Here is a 20,663-nt window from a genome sequence, read left to right as displayed (position 1 = left end):
CTGTTAGCGCGCGCTTCACTAGCGTCCTGTAAGCCGTGAGCGAATGAAGGGTGCAGCGATCAAAATTTTGATGGTGATCGGCTGGACCGCCGTTCTTCCGCTCGTCGGCTATTCACTGATCGCAATGCTGACCGTTGTTCCGCTGCTGGGCCTGTTCCTTGGCCCGTGGCTGCTGATCTTCATTTATGGTGCAGGCGGTGTCCCGGCATTCGTCACGGCCGCAGGATTTGAATGCCTGTTTCACCGATGGGGCTTTCGACGCAGCCTGATAGCCACTGTCACGCTAGGCATGGTCTCCACGCTGGTCTGGGCCATAGGCACAGGATACCTGCCGCCCCAAACGCGTCCATGGGCGGCCTACGTGACATTTAGCCTGCTGCTGAGCGCAGCGTTTGCGGCGGCGCTGATGCCACTGACGCGGTTTGCGCAAGATCGCCGCTGCGCAGGCTAGCCTCCCGTAGGCGGTTCGTCCTTCAAGGGCGCGTCCCGATCTTCAAAACTTAAGCCATGTTTCAACAACATTGGAATTTGACTGAAGGTGAAAAGGAAGGTCAGCGGCAGAAACACCCACAGCTTGGCCCATAACCATCCTTCAAAATCCATCTGCGCGCGCAGCACCTCATTCAAACCGGCCAGAACCAGGAAGAACACGCCCCAATTGCGCGACAGTTTGAGCCAGCCATCGTTTGAAAGACCTTCAAACGCTGCTTCAAGCAATATGCGCAGCAGTGCGCGGCCCCGTGCCCAACCCGCAAGCAGCACCGCGCCGAATGTCGTGTAGATAATCGTCGGCTTGATTTGCACGAAGGTGGGATCGCCGAAAAAGATCGTGAGGCTTCCAAATCCGACGATCAATGCGGTCGAAAACCACAGCATCGGGGAGACTTTGCCAAGCCTCCATTTAGAGACAATCAGCGCGATCACAGCCGCGACCATGAAGGCGCCAGTCCCGTTGATGATTGCGCCAATTTCGCCTGCAGCACTGGTTTCGTTAGGCGCGCTCCAGCGATAGACTGCGAGAAAGACCACCAACGGGCCGTAATCGACCCCCACGTTGAGCCAACTGGAGGCAGCCTTTTTGGTTTCGTCGTCCCCCATCACGCAATCCCTGCAATAACGCGGGCAACAAGGTCCGGATCGAATGGACGCAAATCTTCCATCCTTTCGCCAACCCCGATCGCGTGGATGGGAAGACCATACTGCTCCGCGGCTGCGACTAGAACGCCGCCGCGTGCCGTGCCATCCAGCTTGGTCATGATCAGTCCGGTGACACCTGCGACCTCCTTGAACACATCAATCTGGGCGAGCGCGTTCTGGCCGTTGGTCGCATCCAGAACCAAGACCACGTCATGAGGTGCTTCGGGGTTCAGACGTCCCAACACCCGGCGGATTTTCGCCAATTCTTCCATCAGCTCCTTCTTGTTCTGAAGCCGGCCCGCGGTGTCGACGATCAAGGCATCGATCCCGGTATCGGTGGCCTGCTTCACCGCGTCGAACACGATCGCCGCCGGATCGCCGCCTTCGGGGCCGCGCACCAGATTTACGCCGATGCGGTCTGCCCAGGTCGCCAACTGTCCAATGGCTGCCGCACGGAAAGTATCACCAGCGGCCAACAATACGCCGTAGTCGTCTTCCTGAAAAAGGTGGGCAAGCTTGGCAATAGTGGTGGTTTTGCCGCTGCCATTGACCCCGATGACCAGAATGACCTGCGGGCGCGGGAAGGCGGTGATTTCGAGCGGCTTTGCCACAGGGCGCAGGATCGCCGCGATTTCTTCAGCGACGGCCTCTTTCAATTCGCGTGTGGTGATTTCAAGCCCGAACCGCTTGTCTGACAGTCGCTTGCGGATCCGCGCGGCGGCAGCAGGGCCCAGATCGGACATAATCAGTGCATCCTCGACTTCATCAAGGATGGCATCGTCAAGTTTCGCACTGCCGCCTACCCCAGCAAGATTTGCAGTCAGGCGTTCAGAGGTCTTGGCAAAGCCGCCCAGCAGGCGCTGGCTCCAGCTGGTTTCACTCATTGCAGCAGGCCCTCCTTGGCCTCGCGCACAGTCACTTCGATGATGTCGCCCGGTGCTATTCCGGCAGGCAGGGCAACACGGGCGTAATTCGGGGCATAGCCTGTGCCATCGCGTTCGGCGAGGACGGTCAATGTTTCGCCCACAAGGCTTTGCAACCAAGCCGCACGGCGCTCAGCACTGCGAGCACGCAGTTCGGCAGCGCGCAACCTTACGGTGTCACGTGGCAATTGGGGCATCCGCGCAGCCGGGGTTCCGGGGCGGGATGAATAGGGGAAGACGTGACAATGAACGATATCGAGTTCGTCGATGATCGTCAGGCTTTCGGCATGGTGAGCGGCGCTTTCGGTGGGGAAGCCTGCGATCAGATCAGCTCCAATAGCAATGCCAGGTCTTAGCGCCTTGAGGCGGGCCACCAATTCCACCGCATCGCGGCGCAGGTGACGACGCTTCATCCGTTTGAGGATCAAGTCGGCACCGTGCTGAAGGCTAAGGTGCACATGCGGCATGAGGCGCGGTTCATGGGCCAGCAAGTCGAAAAGTTCCGGGTCGATTTCTACGCCATCGACTGATGAAAGGCGCAGCCGGCCAAGCTGTTTGAATGTGTCCAGAATTTCACGAACAAGCGATCCAAGGCGGGGCGAATTGCCGATATCCTGTCCCCAGCTGGTCAGATCGACCCCGGTCAGAACGATTTCTCTGGCCCCAGCTGCCAAATGCATTTCGACTTGGCGCAGCACCTCTGCAATTGACAGCGATCTGCTGGTTCCACGCCCTTTAGGGATCACACAGAACGTGCAGGCATGATCGCAGCCGTTTTGCACAGCCACAAAGGCGCGGGTTCGCGATGGCGCAATCGGTTGCCGATTGCCTTCCACATTCCACGCCCTTGGATCGAGTTTCGCCGCGTTGGCTACCAAACCATCTACTTCGTCCATCGCACCGATTACGGCGCGCTCGATTTCAGCAGCGCAGCCTGTTACCACCAGCCGTGCCGAAGGGTTTTCACGCCGCGCGCGCCGAATTGCCTGCCGGGTCTGCCGCATTGCCTCACCCGTCACCGCGCACGAATTGATCACCACCAGATCGGTTTCGCCAGCAAGCATTACCCGCATTCTTTCGGCTTCGGCAATGTTCAAGCGACATCCGAGCGAGACGATATGCGGCGCGTTCAACCCTCTGCTCCGGTCGTGTAATCATCCCAGATGAAACTGCCGCGATAGCTTTCTGCCGCAGGACCACTCATCATGATTGTGCTGCCGGGCGACCAAGCGATCTGAAGATCGCCGCCGGGCAAGGTGACGCGCACCGGGCTGCGCACCAGCCCGCGGCGGATGGCGGCGATGGCGCTGGCACAGGCCCCTGTGCCACAAGCCTGCGTCAGACCGGCGCCACGCTCCCACACCCGCAAGCGCAGATGATCGGGCCCAGCAAGGCTTATCACGTTCACGTTGATGCGTTCGGGAAACAGGGAATCGTGTTCGATCTGCGGCCCAATAGCGCCAAGGGGGACGGCATCGGCATCATCGACAAGGAAAACAACGTGCGGATTGCCGACATTGATCGCCATCGGGTTTTCCAGGGTGCAGGAATCTTCCACCCAGCCGACCGGCATGGCAAAGGTGTCCATGGGATAAGCAAGAGGGACGGTATCCCAATCGAACCGCGGCTGCCCCATATCGACTCGTGCGCCGCCTTCCAGCGCTTCGAGAGAAATTGGTCCACCGCCTGTTTCGATTATGGCTGGTTCCCCGTGCAGCAGCGCGACAGCGCGAGCGGCATTTCCGCAGGCGCCGACTTCGCTGCCATCCGAATTGAAGATCCGCATCCGAAACGCATGGCTGTCGCTCGGTTCCAGCAGAACCAGTTGATCAAAGCCGATACCCGTACGACGATCAGCCAGTCGCCGCGCGACGATGGGTCTCATCGCCGGGATCGGCATCGTACGGGCATCAAGGACGACAAAGTCGTTGCCCAGACCGTGCATCTTGATGAAGGGTACCGTCAACGTCACGGCCGCGCATCTATTCACGCAGAGGCGCTGCGTCCAGTCCTGTGCTTCAAACAGCGATTGCTATGTCAGGGGTTGGCGTTGCGGCAGATTGTCGATGGATTGCCGGATACCTTCCGCGGCGACTGCTTAGCACCCGCGGTAAGCCCATGGTTCAACCGGCCTGCCGCTCCCAAACGTGCACGCACGGCTTCGGCGTCTTCGGGTTGTCCATAGAAATACCCTTGCGCCTTGAGACGGCCCATGGATTTCAATGCCTCGAGAATCTGTTCGTCTTCCACCCCTTCGGCCGTCAGCGGCAAATCGAGTCCGCGCCCCAGCGAAACAATTGCTTCCACAATCCGTGAACGCCCTCCCGGCTGGCTGAGCTCGCTGACAAAGCTGCGATCAATCTTCAGACGATCAAACGGTAGGGTCCGCAGCTGTTCAAGACTGGAGTAGCCTGTGCCAAAATCGTCAAGGCTGATCTTCACGCCCTGATTGCGCAGGCTCGTGATCATCGATCGCACCAGCCCGACGTTTTCGTGCAGGCAGCTTTCGGTAATTTCGATTTCCAGCCGCTGCGGCGGGAACCCGGCTTCGATCAGCTTTTTCAGAAGGCGTTGTGCAAACCAGGGATCGCGTAACTGCACAGGCGAGATGTTGATCGACAGCGTCAGGCTGTCATCCCATTCGCGCGCATCAGCGAAAGCCTGCTCCATCAACCTTTCGGACATTTCGTTGATCAGGCCGATTTCCTCGGCGATGGGCACGAAAATGTCGGGGCTTATCACACCCAATTGCGGTGATCGCCAACGGGCCAGCATTTCAAACCCAACCAGCTCTCCGCTGTCCAGATCGACCTGTTGTTCGTAAAATGGCACAAACTCCCCGCGGGCAAGACCGCGGCGGATACCGGTTTCCAGCTGGTTGCGGAACCGCAGTTCGCTTTCCATGCTTGGCTCGAACCAGAAATAGCGGTTTCGGCCCTGTTTTTTGGCATGATACAACGCCATGTCTGCGCGCTGCATAAGGGTGCCGGCATCGACCACCAATCCAATCATGCCGTCCGCATCATGATCGGTTGAAAGACCAATCGACAAAGTTATTTCAACGGTAAGCTCTGGCAAGCGGAAGGGTTGTGCCAGCGTTTCGAACACTCTGATAACAAGATCATCCACCCTCTCCGGATATCCGGCGGGGTAGGGCATCACGAAGGCAAATTCATCACCGCCCAGCCGAGCCATGGGGGCTCCTTTCGGCAGCAATGCGCGTGCCCGCTCGCAGAACATGACCAGTACTGCATCCCCGATAGGGTGGCCGTGCATGTCATTAATCTGCTTGAAATTATCGAGATCCATCATGCAATAGGCCACGGCTTCGCCGCGCATCGTTGCGCGGGTGCGAAGTTCTTCCGTCGCGTTCAGCATACTACGGCGGTTGAGGCACTGAGTGAGCGGATCCGTGGCGGCGAGCAGTTTGGCGCGCTCCTCAGCCCGCCGGCGTTCGGCGATTTCGCGGGTCAATTCGCTGTATCGCCGCCATCCGAAAATGATGAGCGCAATGTTCAAAAGCAAAGCATTGACCAGCAATACATCAGGACGAGAGCCATCGCCAAAAAGGGCGTCCATGACCTTGGGCAGAACCGATCCGCCGGTCCCCACAAGCATGATGATTGCTGCCACAGCGATACCCAGAGCGATGATGTCACGCTCGGCTGCCTGCAAGGGATTTTCGGGTTCGTTATCTAGCAAAACCGTTGCCTTGTCCGTCTGGCGCAGAACAACTGGCTGTCTTGCCACGGGCGCCTTCCCGCGTTTCATCGCAGATCACACTGAAGAACGGGTTAATCGCTTGTCCGCGAAGTGTTGATTGTGAGGGGGTGACGACCACCATTCATGCGCGCTACGGCGCGTGAGATATTGCAAGGGAGTGCATTGCCGGCATGGCCTATTGGTTGATGAAATCCGAACCGTTCAAGTACAGCTGGGATGACCTTGTCGCTGAAGGCGAGGGCACATGGGATGGCGTGCGCAATTATCAGGCACGTAACAATCTTGCTGCGATGCGCGTGGGAGACGAGGCGTTCTTCTATCATTCTCGTGAAGGCTTGGAGATTGTCGGTGTCTGTACGATCAGCGTTGCGGGGATCAAAGATCCCACGGACGAAACGGGCAAATGGGACGCGGTAAAGTTGAAACCGCAAGCGAAACTGGCAAATCCGGTAACGCTGGCACAGATCAAGGCGGAAGCTCGCTTGTCAGACATCGCTCTTATCCGACAATCGCGCCTTTCGGTATGTCCCATAACACCGCGGGAATGGGACATCATTCTGGAGCTGTCTGACCTGTAAAAGGGGGTGGTTATTCGAGTGGGCCATCATTCGTCGCATGAATGTATCGGTCTGGCGCCTGCCGATCGCAGGCATGGAACATTTGGCGTCCCCGACTGGTTACCCCTTCATACAACGCATCATAAGATGCTGGTTTGAAGGAGAAATAAAATGGGTAAGCTGACCGAGAACATCAAGGGTAATGTGAACGAAGCCATCGGCAACGTGAAGCAGCAGTCCAGCGATCCGGAAACGCGCGCTGAAGGCCACAAGCAGGAACTGAAGGGCGAAGCACAGAAAGCCAAGGGCAAGATTCAGGGCGCGATGGGCGATAATATCTGATCATCGATGATCAAATCTAAAAGAGGCCGCTCCGATTGGGGCGGCCTTTTTTTTAAACAGTATCACGATGTGGAGTTGGCCTTGGCCCGCAATCCTGAAATTGTGGCGCCACTGGCTGCGATGTGTTCAAGATCGGTCAAGACATGGATCAATCGCAGACCTTTCTGGTCTCGGGCTTCGGCAAGAGCCGCGTCGAATTCGCGTGTCGTTTCGGCTCTCGCTGTCCATGCACCATAAGCTGCGCCCAGTTTGGCGAAATCAGGGTTCGACAAGGTCGTTGCTGAAACGCGGCTGGGATATTCGCGTTCTTGGTGCATGCGGATCGTACCATAGGCACCATTATCGACCACTATTACTATCATATCGACGGCATATTGCGCCGCGGTGGCCATTTCCTGACCATTCATCAGAAAGTCGCCGTCGCCAGCCACGGCTACAACAGTTCGGTCTTTGAAACGCAGTGCTGCGGCAACGGCGGCTGGTACACCGTAGCCCATGGCTCCGCATGTCGGCGCCAATTGACCAGGATAGGCTGCGTATCGCCAATATCGGTGCCACCACCCGGCGAAATTGCCGGCACCGTTACAGATTATCGTATCGCTTGGCAGCGTTGTACGCATGTTCGCAACACAAGCGGCCAAATCCATGTTCGCGTCGGATGGTTGCGGGGTCGCCCAATCCAGCCAGTCGCGGTGGGCGGTATCGCCCGCGTCGAATGGAATGATGGCTGCATCTTCCCATAACGCCGCGCATTCGGCGAATTCGTCCATCGCGCAACACAGAGCCAGATCGGTGCAATAGACCCGGCCCAATTCTTCCGGATCAGGGTGAATATGGATCAGTATCTGCCCGGGATGCTCCAGCGTCGGCACGGAGTAACCATCGGTCGTCGCTTCGCCCAGGCGCGCACCCACCGCAATGACCAAATCGGCTTGACGCACACGGTCGAGCAGCTTGGGGTTGGGCCCATATCCAAGGTTTCCCGCGTAGACCGGGCTGTCGGGCGCTATTGCATCCTGACGGCGAAAAGCAGTCGCGACCGGAAGACCGATATTCTCCGCAAATTGCTGAAAATACGTGCGCGCCTTGGTATTCCATCCCGCCCCGCCAATAATTGCAATAGGGCTGGCCGCATCCGCAATGAGATCGAACAGAGCTTGCATGGCATCGGGACAAACTGCCTGTGCGACACGGCTGACAAAAGGCCGGGGATGCAAGGCCCCCGAAACCTCTTCGACAAGCATGTCTTCAGGTAGCGCAAGAACCACTGGGCCAGGCCGACCATTGATCGCCACAGCGTAGGCACGGGCGACATACTCGGGGATGCGGGCCGGGTCGTCTATGCGCGCAGCCCATTTGCAAATAGGCGCAAAGAAGGCCGGGAAATCGACCTCCTGAAATCCTTCGCGGCCCTGCATCCCGCGTGCGACATCGCCCACGAACAAAATCATCGGCTGCGAATCCTGGTGCGCAACATGAACACCAATGCTCGCGTTGGTCGCCCCCGGACCACGTGTGACAAAGGCTACACCCGGCCGACCCGTCATGGTGCCATCGGCACAGGCCATGAAAGCAACGCCGCCTTCCTGTCGGCACGTGACGACATCGATTTCCGGCCGATCGGGCAGCGCATCGAGCACCGCAAGAAAGCTCTCGCCTGGAACGGTAAAGATGCGATCGCAACCCTGCTCGGCAAGGCAATCCACCAGCAGCGCCGCTGCGGTTTTCGCAGGTGTACGATTCGTATCAGGCATGTCGGCAGTGTCTCCCGTCGTCGTTGCGACTGCCTCTAACGTCGTGCTGTCCGGGGTGCAAACTCGGCCTGTCCCACGGTGCAACAGGTCTGTCGCAAGCCATTTTCAAAGGTTAAGAAAGTCTTAAAGAACAGGCATGCGTTACAGGAGAGTCGTACATGCGCCGCAGCCTGGTTTTGACAGATGAGACGGCCCGTCACTGGTTCCGGGCAAGCCTGCCCCCGCACGTGAAGCGAGATCTTATCGCGATCCCGGCTGAAGACTTGTGGCGTCTGACGCTTGAAGACGTGCGCGGGGTTGCCACCAGCTATGTTGCGATGACCTTGGCAATCTTTGCCTTCATTGTTTAGGAAATTTGTTGGCCTGCGGTGATTGCGGCCTTTTCCTCACGATACAGCAGCGCGCCAAGCCACGCGGATACTCCGCACATCAAGGCTGCCATGATGAGCTGCTCTGCAACCGGGACACCCACCTGCGTCAGGCCGAGCGCCAGGACCGATCCCCCGACCATGGCCAATGAATTGACGATATTGTTCGCGGCGATCGTCCGCGATGCCGCATCATGCGCGCAGCGCGTGGTAAGAAAGGCGTAGAGCGGCACAACAAACATGCCGCCCGCTGTCGAAATGCCGAGCAACATCCCCAGCAATGGCAACGCCAAGGGCTCGCGGATAAATTGCGCCACGTTTTGCAACTGTTCGCCCGCAGATGGCTGTGGCCATGCTTTTGCGACGACATAGAACCCGGCCACGAAAAAGCCCATGACTATGACAGCCGCCGGAGAATAGCGCGCTGACACCTCCCCCTTCAGCAAGGCATTGATGCTGACGGACCCGATCGCGATCCCGATCGAGAAGATGACGAGGAACAGGCTGGCGACCTCCTTACTGGCAAGCAGCTGGTTCTTGGCCAGCGGCGGAAACTGGATGAACAGCACCGCGCCGATGGTCCAGAAAAAGCTGATAGCAAGAATGGCAAAGAAGATTTCACGCTGATGCATTGTGTCCTTGACCAATTGCCAGCTCATCACTGCTTGATCGGCAACAATAACAAAAGGATACAACAACCACCGTTTCAACCGGGACGGTGTGCGCGCGCGGAAAGGTTCAATCAGTGGAAAATGCATTTCGTAGTCCCCCTGCGGCGGCGCGTCAGGGATATAACGGCAGGTAAAATAGCCCGCGAACGCGATCAGCATGATCAGCACCATCGCCACTTCCACCGCAATGAAACCGGCAAGGATCGTTCCGGCAAGGATCGCCAAATATGTCCCTGCTTCTACCAGTCCTGTGCCCTGAAGCACTTCGTCGCGGTGAAGGTGTTGCGGCAGAATCGAATATTTAATGGGGCCAAGGAACGTGGATTGCGCTGCGGCCAAAAACACGACGAAAAGCAGAAGCGGAATGGCTACCGTATGCACGGCAATACCCTGCCAAGCGAGGAACAGTCCCACCACGCCGATCAACGCCCAACCAATTTCGCACAATTTCACGATGCGGATAATTGCCGCCTTGTCGCGTGTGTCGGCAAGTTGTCCGGCAAGCGCCGAAAGCGCCACAAACGGCAAAATGAAGATGCCGGTTGCCAACGCGCTGAAGGTCGCCTCGCTCTGTTCGGAATTGTAGACCGAATAGACGACAAAAAGAACCAGGGTTGTTTTGTAAAGGTTGTCGTTGAAAGCGTTAAAGAATTGCGTCGCCATCAGGGGAAAGAACCGCCGCTGGCGCATCAGTTGTGTCGATGTGGTCATGCAGTGATCGTGCCGGTGCTTCCCTGTGAGAAACTGGCACATAGCGCGGGCCGACGCTTTCACAAGGGCGAAGCCTGCCGACCGATGATGGGCCTGTCACGCGGTTCCGGGGCTTCGGACGTTGGGGGAACTGGATAAAGCAGGGGTTTTGCCGCGGTCATTCCGGCGCTAGACGAGTGTCATCTATGTCCAGCCTGCCCAATATCCTCACCCTGTCCCGCATTTTCGCGGTGCCTTTGCTGGCCTTCTTTCTTTGGTGGCCGGATTGGCAATTGGGCTATCTTGTCGGATTTGTGCTTTATTGCGTCATTGCGCTGACCGATTATCTCGACGGTTATCTGGCACGCGCGCAAGGTGCCGTATCGAAAATGGGTACCTTTCTTGACCCCATTGCAGACAAGATCATGGTGGCCGCTGTGGTGCTTGTTCTGACTGCGCAAGGGTATTTGCGCGGCCCCTATGCAGGCGATGTGCATGTTATCGCAGGACTTGTCATACTGGTTCGCGAAATTGCGGTTTCGGGCTTGCGTGAATTTCTGGGCGGCATTCAGGTTTCGGTGCCTGTTTCGCGTCTGGCAAAATGGAAGACCACCTTCCAGCTCGTCTCGCTGGGCGCTTTGATACTCGGCGGCGCCATCAATGGCCCTCCGTGCCAGGCGGTAGGCGATATGTGCCAGACGCTGGCTCAAAGCTGGGTACATCTTATCGGACTGATCAGCCTATGGGCCGCAGCCGTGCTTACCTGTGTGACGGGTTGGGATTACCTGCGCGTTGGTCTCAAGCACATGGATTGATGATGGTGCGGCAGGCGGTGGACGTGGTATGCACATTGTCATGTGGCCCGGCTATCCACACGATCCAATCAGCTATGCACGGCTTCTGGCTGACCATGCCAGCAGGCTTCAGTTCGAAGCGCGCAAAGCCCTGGCCAAGGGCGATCTGACCCGCGCCGACGCACTTATCAGGGATGCCGAAATCTTGGCATTGGATGTGCGTGATCTGGTAGACTCAATCGAAGTTCACGACGCCGACAGGCTGCTTCACTGCGCCGCGAAAACGGGGTGCAAACCTTCAGATGACACGTCGCGTCGCTACCGGTTTGCGCCGCCATCACAGCGCCGACGGATTGCCGTGGGTTCGATCCTTGCCATGAGCTTCGCGTTGGCGGAGTGTTGAAGGTGCCTTTCGAGCCGCGTCATCCGGCGCGCAGTTCTTCGGCCAGCAGTTGAAAATCGTTCTCACGCGGACTGTTCTTGCGCCATACCAGCACGATTTCGCGCTTCGCCGTTGGGCTATCCACGGGCCGTGCGACCACCTGTGTTCCGGCAAGAATGCCCGCTTTGAGGGCCATTTCGGGGAGCATGGTGAGCCCCAGATCATTGTCGACGAGTTGCACCAGCGTATGCAGACTTGTCCCGATCATCGCGGCGCTGGCACGCAATTCGGCGCGGTTGCACGCAGCCAGCGCGTGATCGCGCAGACAGTGACCATCTTCGAGCAACAGCAGGCGGCCCTGATCGATCATGTCGGGCGTGATGCTGGCGGGCGGATCGCGCGGGTCGTCTTTGGGGAAGGCAATGAACAGCCGATCATCGGCAATATGCGCAAAAGCCGCATCGCCCGTGTCGAACGGCAAAGCCAGAAGCACGCAATCGACACGACCGTGGTTCAATGATTCCAGCGCGTCGTGGCTGGTTTCTTCGCGCAGCAGCAGCTTAAGATCGGGCCGTTCGCTTCTGAGCCGGGGCAACACTCGCGGCAAAAGAAAAGGCGCGATGGTTGGTATCACGCTCATCCGCAATTCGCCGGATAGAGGTTTGCCCGATGCCTGTACCAGATCGGCAAGTTCTTCGGCCTCGCGCAGGAGACGGTTGGCTTTGGCCACGACCTGTTCACCCAGAGCCGTAAAGCGAACGACCCGGCGCGATCTTTCGACGAGCGTCACCCCGAGCAGCGATTCCAGTTCACGGATGCCTGCCGAAAGCGTCGATTGCGACACGAAACTGGCATCCGCCGCTTTGCCAAAATGGCCATGTTCGTGAAGCGCAACAAGATACTGAAGTTGCTTTATCGTAGGGAGGTAGGTGGACACGCCTGACGCTACTCTGCTGCCAGCGTGTCAGGCTCTGATCCGGATGCATCGTCCGTCACAGGTTCCATTTCATGATCGGCCGCATCAAGGTGGGTCATCTTCAGCCGTCCACGCTCAACGGCAAAGGCGCGCTTGCCTTCGACAAGATCGAGGGCATCCTTGCCAAACACTTCAAACCGCCAGCCTTTTAACACCGGCAGATCACGAACCCCGGCTGCCAGTGCCTCCATCTCATCGGCGCGGGTCAAAAGGCGAGAGGCGACGTCAATTTCGCGCGCACGGATTTTCAACAACAGCTTGAGCAGATCGGCCACAAGCGCGCCTTCTTTGCCCAGCGGCGCGCCCTGTTTGATCTTTTCGGGCATCTCCGATTTCGGCAGTGGTTCGGCATCGGCAAGGACCTTCATCAACCGCTTGCCGATGTCGTTGTCCTTCCACGCTGCCGACAGACCGCGCACCTTGGCCAGATCGCTCTGCGATTTGGGGGGATGGCTGGCGATATCAGCAAGCGTTTCGTCCCGCATGATCCGCCCGCGAGGGATGTTCTTGTGCTGCGCTTCGCTCTCCCGCCAGGCGGCAAGCGCCTTCATCCGTCCCAGAACCTGCGGGTTGCGGCCCGGCTGGCGGATACGCTTCCATGCCTGGCCCGGATCGGTGATGTAATTGGTGGGATCGGCGAGCTTTTCCATCTCGGCATCCAGCCACAGTCCGCGGCCTGTCTTGATCAGTTTTTTCAAGATGCGCGGAAAGATGGCGGCAAGATGCGTGACATCGCCGATGGCGTATTCGATCTGCCGTTCGGTCAAGGGACGCCGGCTCCAGTCGGTAAACCGGGCCCCCTTATCGATGGTGAGACCCATCCACGTTTCCACCAGATTGGCATAGCCGATCTGTTCGGACTGGCTGATCGCCATCATTGCGATCTGGGTGTCGAAGATGGGGTGGGGCGTCTTTCCTGTGAGATTGACGATGATTTCTACATCCTGCCCACCGGCGTGAAAGACTTTCAGAACGTCTTCATTCTCGCACATCAGGTCGAGCAAGGGGGTAAGATCAATACCGTCAGCCATCGGATCGATCGCGGCTGCTTCCTCGGTATTGCCGATTTGCACCAGGCACAGTTCAGGCCAGTAGGTGTTTTCGCGCATGAATTCGGTATCAACAGCGACAAAATCGGATTTCGCAAGCCGTTCGCAAAGTTCGGAAAGGGCTTCGGTGGTGGTAATTAGCGGATGAATTTTCATATCGTCTTTTCGCAATTGGCGAGCGGAGTACCGCCCTCGGGATTGAACCCGGCTGGCCTTGCACACCTTGACAAAGTGCGAGGCTTCCCCTGTTAGCGCGCCGACGGTGGAGCATGGCTCCAACATGTATCGCGCGAACGCGCACTAGCGTCATAGCCGCAAACAGGACAAGAGTTTAGATGCACCCTTATCGCACGCATAATTGCGCACAGCTTTCTTCGGAGCAGGTCGGTCAGGCCGTTCGCCTTTCGGGCTGGGTGCACCGCAAGCGTGATTTCGGCGGCGTGCTGTTCGTTGATCTGCGCGACCATTACGGCATCACGCAGATTGTCGCGGATGCAGATTCCCCCGCCTTGCCCGTGCTGGATCGCCTGCGCGTTGAAAGCGTGATCACCATCGAGGGCGAGGTCAAGGCGCGGTCTGCAGAGACAGTCAATCCGCGCATTGCAACAGGTGCCATTGAAGTTTTCGCGCGTGCGATCACCGTGCAAAGCGCGTCGGAAGAACTTCCCATGCCGGTTGCGGACGAACAGCCGTATCCTGAGGACGTGCGTCTCAAGTACCGGTTCCTCGATCTGCGCCGTGAAACGCTGCACAGGAACATCATGACCCGCGTGGCTGTGATTGCGGATATGCGCACACGGATGGCGTCGGCAGGGTTCAACGAATTTTCAACCCCGATCCTGACAGCGTCCAGCCCCGAAGGCGCGCGTGATTTCCTTGTGCCGAGCCGCATTCACGCTGGCAAATTCTACGCGCTTCCGCAGGCGCCGCAGCAGTACAAGCAGCTGCTTATGGTTGCCGGCTTCGACCGTTATTTCCAGATCGCGCCCTGCTTCCGCGACGAAGATCCGCGCGCTGATCGGCTTCCGGGGGAGTTCTATCAACTCGATCTGGAAATGAGCTTCGTCACTCAGGAGGAAGTGTGGGAGACGATGGAGCCGATCATCCAGGGTACGTTTGCCGCCTTTGCTGGCGACAAGCAGGTAACCCCTGCCGGTGAATTTCCGCGTATCCCCTATGATGAGGCGATCCTCAAATACGGTTCGGACAAACCCGATCTGCGCAACCCGCTGATCATTTCGGACGTGTCGTCGCACTTCACGCAGTCCGGCTTCGGCCTGTTCGAAAAGATCGTCGGCGGCGGGGGCGTTGTTCGGGTGATCCCTGCGCCCGCGACGCACGAAAAGAGCCGCAAGTTCTTTGACGAAATGAACGATTGGGCGCGCAAGGAAGGTTACGCAGGCCTTGGCTATGTCACCCGTAAGGGCGGCGAATTCGGCGGGCCGATTGCCAAGAACCATGGACCAGAACGGATGGCCGAACTTTACGCCGAGCTTGGACTGGGCGAAAATGACGGTCTGTTCTTCGCCGCAGGCAGGGAAGCCGATGCCGCAAAGCTTGCAGGCGCTGCGCGCATTCGTGTGGGCGAGGACCTTGGCCTGATCGACGAAAGCCGGTTCGCGCTGTGCTGGATCGTCGATTTCCCGTTCTACGAATGGAACGAGGATGAAAAGAAGGTCGATTTCTCGCACAATCCGTTCTCGATGCCTCAGGGCGGGATCGATGCGTTGAATGGTCAGGACCCCCTGACGATCAAGGCTTATCAGTACGATCTGGTTTGCAACGGGTTCGAAATCGCGAGCGGATCGATCCGCAATCACATGCCTGAAACGATGGTGAAGGCGTTCGAACTGGTCGGGCTGTCCAAAGCGGATGTCGAAGAACGCTTCGGCGGCATGTATCGCGCCTTCCAGTACGGCGCGCCGCCGCATGGCGGCATGGCAGCCGGTGTTGATCGCATCATCATGCTGTTGTGCGGTGCCAAGAACCTGCGCGAGATTTCGCTGTTCCCGATGAACCAGCGTGCGGAAGACCTGTTGATGGGTGCGCCATCTCCGGCTGAGTCGCGCTCTTTGCGCGAACTGCATCTGCGTGTGGTCGAACCGCCCAAGAAGGAAAGCATCTGATTTTTTACTGCGGCTGTGACCGTGCTCCTTGTGGGGAGCGCGGCTCAAGCCCACTTGCACATCACCGCGCCGTTCTTTAGGGCGGAAGCGAGAGATTTAACCCCAGTTCAAGAGGGAATACCATGAGCGATACTGCCGACCGGGTAGCCAAGATTGTTGTCGAACATCTCGGCGTCGAAGCTGACAAGGTTACTCAGGATGCAAGCTTCATCGACGATCTGGGCGCCGACAGCCTCGACATCGTCGAACTGGTGATGGCGTTCGAAGAGGAATTCGGTGTCGAAATTCCTGACGATGCAGCTGAGAAGATCACCACCGTTGGTGATGCGACAAAGTACATCGAAGAGCACAAGGGCTAAGGCCCGGCCATCCCGTCTGCCCGTGATCCTGAGCCTGTCGAAGGATCAGGGGGGCGCCCTTCTGAATTGCTTGTCGATGGAAGTGATGCGGGATTTTGACAGGCTCAGCCCAAGTGGGTTGAGCCTGTCTTGCGTTTTGGGAGAAGTTGAATGCGCCGTGTGGTTGTAACCGGGCTTGGCCTCGTGACCCCGCTTGGAGCCGATGTCGAAACGACATGGGCAAATCTTGTCGCGGGGGAAAGCGGAGCGGGGCAAATCACCCGCTTTGATGCTTCAAACCAGAAATGCACCATCGCCTGCGAGGTGAAGGGCAAAGACCATCCCTGGGGTTTCGATCCCGACAAGCGCGTTGATCACAAGGTGCAGCGCCAGGTCGATCCGTTTATCGTTTATGGCATAGATGCTGCGGGACAGGCGTTAGAGGATGCGGGTCTTACCGATATGACCCAAGCCGAGAAGGAGCGCACTGGTTGCTCTATCGGGTCGGGTATCGGCGGGCTGCCGGGTATCGAGATTGAAAGCGTCAACCTGCACGAACGCGGTCCATCGCGGGTGTCTCCGCATTTCGTGCACGGACGCCTGATCAATCTCATCACCGGCCAGGTGCAGATCAAGTACGGGTTCATGGGGCCGAACCACGCAGTGGTCACGGCCTGTTCGACTGGTGCGCATTCGATCGGCGATGCGGCCCGGATGATCATGATGGATGATGCCGACGTGATGCTGGCAGGGGGAGCCGAAGGGACGATCAATCCGCTCGGCATCGCGGGTTTCGCCCAGGCGCGGGCGCTCAACATGAGCATGAACGACCGCCCGACCGAAGCAAGCCGGCCTTATGACAAGAACCGAGACGGATTTGTCATGGGCGAAGGCGCAGGCGTCGTCGTGCTGGAAGAATACGAACGTGCCAAGGCGCGCGGCGCAAAAATTTATGCCGAGGTTACGGGGTATGGCCTGTCGGGTGATGCCTACCACGTAACCGCCCCGCATCCCGAAGGCCGCGGCGCAGAACTCGCAATGCGCATGGCGCTGAAGAAGGCGGGCCTTGGGCCCGGCGATATTGATTACATCAACGCCCACGGCACCTCTACCATGGCCGACACCATCGAACTCGCCGCGATCAAGCGCGTGCTGGGAGATGACCTCGGCGGCGCTTCGATGTCTTCGACCAAAAGCGCGATCGGTCACCTGCTTGGCGGCGCCGGCGCGGTGGAGGCGATCTTCTGCATCCTCGCCATGCGCGACGGGATCGTACCGCCGACGCTTAATCTCCATGATCCTGATGATGGCACCGAAGGCATCGACCTTGTGCCGCTGGTCGCAAAGAAGCGCGAAGTGCGCGCCGTCCTGAACAATTCGTTTGGCTTCGGTGGAACCAATGCCTCGATCATCATGCAGAAGGTCGACTGATCCGGTGAAAGTTCTGCGGCTGGCACTGGTAGGTTTCGGGATTATCCTTGCCGCAATGGTGGCGGCTTGGACGTTCATGGGGTCCGCCACGATCGCGAAGGATACCAGCTTCACGATCCCGGCCGGCGCATCGGTCGCATCCATCGCCGAAAAGCTGGAGGCCGAGGGGCTGATTTCCTCGGCATCCAGCTTTGTGCTGCAGGCACGGGTGTTTGGCGCCGATACCCCGATCCAGGCAGGAGAATTCCTTCTCAGCCCTGACATGGGGCAAGGCGATATTCTTGCAGCTTTCCAGAACGGCGATGTGATCCGCCGTTTCATCACCATTCCCGAAGGCATGCCATCGGTACTCGTATGGGAACGCCTGATGGCAGAGCCGCTCCTGACTGGTGAAGTTCCCGTACCGCCGGAAGGGTCGATCCTGCCCGATACCTACAGCTTCGAACGCGGTCAGTCGCGCGCAAGTCTTGTTGAACAGATGCAAACCGCAATGGACCGTGCGCTGGCCGAAGAGTGGGCGGCGCGCAAGCCGGGCATCGCGGTTGATACCATGCGCGACGCGCTTACCCTTGCTTCAATCGTCGAGAAGGAAACCGGCAAACCGGAAGAACGCCGGATGGTTGCGGGTCTGTATTCCAACCGTGTGCGAACCGGGATGAAGTTGCAGGCGGATCCGACGATCATCTATCCGATCACCAAGGGCAAGCCGCTGGGGCGCCGGATCAAGCAATCCGAGATCGCGGCTGTTAATGGCTACAACACCTACACCCGCGTCGGCCTTCCGGAAGGGCCTATCACCAATCCTGGCCGCGCCAGCATCGCTGCTGTGCTGAATCCCCAGACCACGCAGGCACTTTACATGGTTGCCGATGGAACGGGTGGCCATTGGTTTGCCGATACCTTGGCTGAACACAATGCCAACGTTGCAAAATGGTACGCGATCCGCCGGGAACGCGGGGAAATGTAGATGAGATAGCCGGATGCCGCAGCCTTTCATCCTTACGGCAGCTTTGCCGCCCGATCTTGCGGGCTTTGCCGAAGGTTTGCGACGCGCGCATTTTCCTCCGGCACGCAACTACCTTCACGCGCATGTTACGCTGTTCCACGCGTTTGCGCCGTCGCTGTTGGATGAGCTTGTCGACTTCCTGCCTCACTGTACACGGGAATTTGCGGCGCCTGAAGGGGCGGTGAAGGGCGTGATGGATCTGGGCAAGGGCACCGCCATCGCGCTGGAAGCACCGCAGCTCATGACCTTGCGCGCGTTGATTGCAGATCATTTTCACGGCAGCCTGACAGCGCAGGATCTTACTGAGCCACGCCTGCACATAACGGTGCAGAACAAGGTGAGCAAAGACGAGGCGAGGGCGCTTCAGGCGACCCTGTCTGCATTGGTGACACCCTGGACGCAAAAGCCGCGCTTCAGCTTCCCGGCCTTGGAGTTGTGGCGCTACCTTGGGGGGCCGTGGGAACCGGTCAAGACTTGTCCTTTTCGAGGGAGCGAACGGCTTTAAGGTTTGTGTGTAACAGGGCTTGACCCCGCGCCCCAGTGACCCTAATTGCGCGCCTCGCCCGGGCCGACACCCGGTGCCGAATCCGGCGCAGTACTAAACGTCGGATGCCCATGGGGCGGAGTAGCTCAGCCGGTTAGAGCAGCGGAATCATAATCCGCGTGTCGGGGGTTCGAGTCCCTCCTCCGCTACCATTCTTGCAAGTTCGAAAAAATTCCCGCTCCGCATGGATGGCCTGATTTGCCGCGCTAAACGCGATCGGTCTATAATTGGCTTGCCAAGGGCGCAGCAGGTGCGGTCGTTTCACGTGTGCTGGAATGTCCGCGGCGAAGTGGGCTGCCATAACAGCCAAAGATGTAACATTCGCCGCGTCCCAGCGTTTGTTGCTGCTGTATTGCGGTGATCAGATGCAGCCTGTAGCGACCAGTCCCGTATTTCTGATGCTTCTTCAATGTAGACCGGACAACGCCTTATCATGACATCCAGTTCTTCCGTAGATGGTCGTTCCGATATTGGCGCTACACCGGTCGCGTTTACCGATCAGCACTCTCCTGAAATCGTAGAGGTGAATGACGATAACAGCGCGGGCAGTTTCGATGAGGCTGTTGCCGAAGTGGGTGATGGTTCCATGTTGGGTTACAGGTTAACCCAGCAGGCAATCCTGTCTGATTTCGGACTGCATGCGTTGAAGCAATGCTCTTTTGACGCGCTGCTTGATGATGCAGCGGTCGCAGCTGCCGAGGGAATGCGAACGGGGCTCGCCAAAATCCTCGAATACAGAAAGGACGAATGCGATCTTCTGATCCGCGCCGGTGTGGGCTAGCGCAGCGGGATCGTAGGCACTGCGACGATCGGGGCTGACGCAGGTCACCTGCGGGGTACGCATTCCAGACAGGCTCACCGGTGATATCGAACCATCTCGAAAAAGAAGAACGGTTCAGAACGCCTGATGTGATGGCAACGCATGGTGTCCGTCGTGCCATCAACGTTGTCATCGCTCGACTTAACGGGCCTTGGGGCGTTTTGGAGGTCGATAGCCCGAACGCGGGCGAGTTCGAGGCTGCTGACCTTGCCTTTCTGCAAGGCTTGGCAAACCTCGTGGGCGTTGCATCAGATCGGATTGCGATGGAAGAACAACTGCGCAAGGCGGTGGAGCAGCAGCGGTTACTGGTCAAGGAAGCAAGTCACCGCGTGAAGAACAGTCTCGCCATTCTGTCGAGCCTGATGCTTATGCAGGCACGCAGCGTCAAGACCGACGAAGCCGCCACCGCGCTTGGCGATGCCTCCGGACGAATTATGGCAGTTGCGGCTACCCACGATCATCTATGGCGTCAGAACATGACCGAGACGGTCGAACTGTCGGAGTTGCTTCCCAAGCTGTGCGAACAACTTGGCGGGCAGGCTCCTGCACATCAGATTCATTGCAAAATCGATCGTTTCTCGGTCGAGACTTCTGCAGCCACATCGATCGCCTTGGTGGTGTCCGAGGCAGTCACCAATGCGGTAAAATATGCGTACCCTTCTGGGGGTGGTCCGATCGAAATCCTGTTGCAGCGCAAAAACGATACAGCGACGCTGACCGTATCGGATCAAGGGGTCGGACTGCCTGACGGCTTCGATATAGGCATGGTTCAATTGGATAGCCTTGGAATCCAATTGATCATGACGCTGTCGGCAACAGTTGGGCGCGAGGCACGTTTCGAAACCAATGGTGGTACGCGCGTCATCATTCATGAAATTCGTGGCAGCTCGGTCAATCAATAGGCCGGACTAGACCTGTTTATCTGCAAATTCGGCAATGTTAACCCGGCCACGCAGGGTTACTGTAGTGACACTTTGACTTGCACTGCGTTGCTCGTTTTACACGCCGGCACCGCTTGCCCGCAGCGCAATA

General features: G+C 58.2%; 22 protein-coding genes and 1 tRNA gene. 14 read left to right on the top strand and 9 right to left on the bottom strand.

Features of this window, described 5'->3' with window-relative positions; translation table 11 throughout:
- Positions 1-43: 43 nt before the first annotated feature.
- Positions 44-451, top strand: coding sequence for a hypothetical protein (locus tag SJY33_RS06570; protein ID WP_379921818.1), 408 nt, complete (start codon positions 44-46; stop codon positions 449-451).
- Here the strand turns inward: SJY33_RS06570 and SJY33_RS06565 are convergent.
- The 5 genes from SJY33_RS06565 to SJY33_RS06545 all read right to left on the bottom strand — a co-directional run bounded on the left by SJY33_RS06565 (position 448) and on the right by SJY33_RS06545 (position 5,810).
- The gene (locus SJY33_RS06565) at positions 448-1,098 is read right to left on the bottom strand and encodes an inner membrane-spanning protein YciB (RefSeq protein WP_379921817.1); all 651 of its coding nucleotides are present in this window, start codon (positions 1,096-1,098) and stop codon (positions 448-450) included. The genes SJY33_RS06570 and SJY33_RS06565 overlap by 4 nt on opposite strands.
- On the bottom strand, positions 1,098-2,021 hold the full coding sequence (gene ftsY / locus SJY33_RS06560) for a signal recognition particle-docking protein FtsY (RefSeq protein ID WP_379921816.1): 924 nt from the start codon (positions 2,019-2,021) through the stop codon (positions 1,098-1,100). Before ftsY ends, SJY33_RS06565 begins: the two co-directional genes overlap by 1 nt.
- Positions 2,018-3,193 carry a MiaB/RimO family radical SAM methylthiotransferase gene (locus SJY33_RS06555; protein ID WP_379921815.1) on the bottom strand — a complete coding sequence of 392 codons (1,176 nt, stop codon included), beginning with the start codon at positions 3,191-3,193 and terminating at the stop codon, positions 2,018-2,020. Before SJY33_RS06555 ends, ftsY begins: the two co-directional genes overlap by 4 nt.
- Positions 3,190-4,026 (bottom strand): diaminopimelate epimerase, encoded by an 837-nt coding sequence (gene dapF, locus SJY33_RS06550; protein WP_379923533.1) that lies wholly within the window; start codon positions 4,024-4,026, stop codon positions 3,190-3,192. The genes SJY33_RS06555 and dapF overlap by 4 nt, the downstream gene beginning before the upstream one ends.
- A 71-nt stretch (positions 4,027-4,097) precedes the next feature.
- Positions 4,098-5,810: a putative bifunctional diguanylate cyclase/phosphodiesterase gene (locus SJY33_RS06545; RefSeq protein WP_379921814.1), complete on the bottom strand. Its 1,713-nt coding sequence runs from the start codon at positions 5,808-5,810 to the stop codon at positions 4,098-4,100.
- A 143-nt stretch (positions 5,811-5,953) separates the two neighbouring features.
- Here SJY33_RS06545 and SJY33_RS06540 point away from each other — a divergent pair, with 143 nt between their 5' ends.
- Both SJY33_RS06540 and SJY33_RS06535 read left to right on the top strand, forming a co-directional pair.
- A complete protein-coding gene (locus tag SJY33_RS06540; protein ID WP_379921813.1) occupies positions 5,954-6,361 on the top strand; it encodes an EVE domain-containing protein in 408 nt (135 codons plus the stop codon).
- A 150-nt stretch (positions 6,362-6,511) separates the two neighbouring features.
- Complete coding sequence (locus SJY33_RS06535; protein WP_379921812.1) at positions 6,512-6,682, top strand: CsbD family protein; 171 nt, start codon at positions 6,512-6,514, stop codon at positions 6,680-6,682.
- 62 nt (positions 6,683-6,744) lie between these two features.
- Here the strand turns inward: SJY33_RS06535 and SJY33_RS06530 are convergent, their stop codons facing one another.
- On the bottom strand, positions 6,745-8,436 hold the full coding sequence (locus SJY33_RS06530; protein ID WP_379921811.1) for a thiamine pyrophosphate-binding protein: 1,692 nt from the start codon (positions 8,434-8,436) through the stop codon (positions 6,745-6,747).
- A 158-nt stretch (positions 8,437-8,594) separates the two neighbouring features.
- On the opposite strand from SJY33_RS06530, the gene SJY33_RS06525 reads away from it, so the two are divergent.
- On the top strand, positions 8,595-8,786 hold the full coding sequence (locus tag SJY33_RS06525) for a hypothetical protein (protein WP_379921810.1): 192 nt from the start codon (positions 8,595-8,597) through the stop codon (positions 8,784-8,786).
- Here the strand turns inward: SJY33_RS06525 and SJY33_RS06520 are convergent.
- Positions 8,783-10,186 (bottom strand): MFS transporter, encoded by a 1,404-nt coding sequence (locus SJY33_RS06520; protein ID WP_379921809.1) that lies wholly within the window; start codon positions 10,184-10,186, stop codon positions 8,783-8,785. The two genes, SJY33_RS06525 and SJY33_RS06520, sit on opposite strands and share 4 nt — an antisense overlap.
- Before the next feature lie 185 nt (positions 10,187-10,371).
- On the opposite strand from SJY33_RS06520, the gene pgsA reads away from it, so the two are divergent.
- Both pgsA and SJY33_RS06510 read left to right on the top strand, forming a co-directional pair.
- Positions 10,372-10,980 carry a CDP-diacylglycerol--glycerol-3-phosphate 3-phosphatidyltransferase gene (pgsA, locus tag SJY33_RS06515; protein WP_379921808.1) on the top strand — a complete coding sequence of 203 codons (609 nt, stop codon included), beginning with the start codon at positions 10,372-10,374 and terminating at the stop codon, positions 10,978-10,980.
- 28 nt (positions 10,981-11,008) lie between these two features.
- Positions 11,009-11,362: a hypothetical protein gene (locus SJY33_RS06510; RefSeq protein ID WP_379921807.1), complete on the top strand. Its 354-nt coding sequence runs from the start codon at positions 11,009-11,011 to the stop codon at positions 11,360-11,362.
- Between the two features lie 19 nt (positions 11,363-11,381).
- On the opposite strand, the gene SJY33_RS06505 is transcribed toward SJY33_RS06510, so the two are convergent.
- Together SJY33_RS06505 and rnd are read right to left on the bottom strand one after the other, a co-directional pair.
- Positions 11,382-12,278, bottom strand: coding sequence for a LysR substrate-binding domain-containing protein (locus SJY33_RS06505; RefSeq protein ID WP_379921805.1), 897 nt, complete (start codon positions 12,276-12,278; stop codon positions 11,382-11,384).
- Between the two features lie 8 nt (positions 12,279-12,286).
- A complete protein-coding gene (gene rnd / locus SJY33_RS06500) occupies positions 12,287-13,522 on the bottom strand; it encodes a ribonuclease D (protein WP_379921803.1) in 1,236 nt (411 codons plus the stop codon).
- A 179-nt stretch (positions 13,523-13,701) separates the two neighbouring features.
- Here rnd and aspS point away from each other — a divergent pair, with 179 nt between their 5' ends.
- The 8 genes from aspS to SJY33_RS06460 all read left to right on the top strand — a co-directional run bounded on the left by aspS (position 13,702) and on the right by SJY33_RS06460 (position 20,533).
- Positions 13,702-15,492, top strand: a complete 1,791-nt coding sequence (aspS, locus tag SJY33_RS06495) for an aspartate--tRNA ligase (RefSeq protein WP_379921802.1) — start codon at positions 13,702-13,704, stop codon at positions 15,490-15,492.
- Positions 15,493-15,614: 122 nt separating this feature from the next.
- Positions 15,615-15,851: an acyl carrier protein gene (locus SJY33_RS06490; RefSeq protein WP_017666217.1), complete on the top strand. Its 237-nt coding sequence runs from the start codon at positions 15,615-15,617 to the stop codon at positions 15,849-15,851.
- Between the two features lie 150 nt (positions 15,852-16,001).
- Positions 16,002-17,261: a beta-ketoacyl-ACP synthase II gene (gene fabF, locus SJY33_RS06485; RefSeq protein ID WP_379921801.1), complete on the top strand. Its 1,260-nt coding sequence runs from the start codon at positions 16,002-16,004 to the stop codon at positions 17,259-17,261.
- 55 nt (positions 17,262-17,316) lie between these two features.
- Entirely contained in the window at positions 17,317-18,228 is a 912-nt protein-coding gene (mltG, locus tag SJY33_RS06480; protein ID WP_379923532.1) for an endolytic transglycosylase MltG, read from the top strand.
- Between the two features lie 13 nt (positions 18,229-18,241).
- On the top strand, positions 18,242-18,772 hold the full coding sequence (locus tag SJY33_RS06475; RefSeq protein WP_379921800.1) for a 2'-5' RNA ligase family protein: 531 nt from the start codon (positions 18,242-18,244) through the stop codon (positions 18,770-18,772).
- 114 nt (positions 18,773-18,886) lie between these two features.
- Positions 18,887-18,963: transfer RNA gene (locus SJY33_RS06470), tRNA-Met, on the top strand.
- Between the two features lie 281 nt (positions 18,964-19,244).
- Positions 19,245-19,592: a hypothetical protein gene (locus SJY33_RS06465; protein WP_379921799.1), complete on the top strand. Its 348-nt coding sequence runs from the start codon at positions 19,245-19,247 to the stop codon at positions 19,590-19,592.
- Positions 19,593-19,672: 80 nt separating this feature from the next.
- Positions 19,673-20,533, top strand: coding sequence for a sensor histidine kinase (locus tag SJY33_RS06460; RefSeq protein ID WP_379921798.1), 861 nt, complete (start codon positions 19,673-19,675; stop codon positions 20,531-20,533).
- Positions 20,534-20,663: the final 130 nt, after the last annotated feature.

Source organism: Erythrobacter sp. R86502 (assembly GCF_042466465.1).
Taxonomy (GTDB): domain Bacteria; phylum Pseudomonadota; class Alphaproteobacteria; order Sphingomonadales; family Sphingomonadaceae; genus Erythrobacter.
This window is presented reverse-complemented; position numbering and strand designations above follow the sequence as displayed.